Source organism: Saccharothrix coeruleofusca, from assembly GCF_014648515.1.
Taxonomy (GTDB): Bacteria; Actinomycetota; Actinomycetes; order Mycobacteriales; family Pseudonocardiaceae; genus Actinosynnema; species Actinosynnema coeruleofuscum.
This window is the reverse complement of the sequence record NZ_BMRG01000048.1, coordinates 1-272: the sequence shown is the minus strand read 5'-3', so window position 1 is coordinate 272 and position 272 is coordinate 1. Positions and strand designations below refer to the sequence as shown.

Sequence of the window (272 nt, the reverse complement as noted above, 5' to 3'; positions counted from 1 at the left end):
TTCGACTTCGACGACCCAGCGCCGTCTCCCGCGCCAAAGCCCGAGCCGTATGTAGTCCCGGACGTGCAGCCGGACCCGAGCACCATGGGCGAGACCGACCCCGGCTACGACGCGGACGTGGATTCCGACCCGATCGTGAATCCCGCGACGCTGACCGATGCCGAGTTCAAGGCACTGCTCGACACCAAGACCGACGGCGCGTGGTTCTGGTCCGGCAACTTCGTCGGCTTCGACAACAAGAACCACACCATCATGAACATCGCCGGATGGGA

General features: G+C 64.3%; 1 protein-coding gene. It reads left to right on the top strand.

Features of this window, described 5'->3' with window-relative positions; genetic code table 11:
- Positions 1 to 84: 84 nt before the first annotated feature.
- A partial coding sequence (locus IEZ00_RS35960) for a hypothetical protein (RefSeq protein ID WP_189227818.1) occupies positions 85 to 272 on the top strand: 188 nt, incomplete at its 3' end.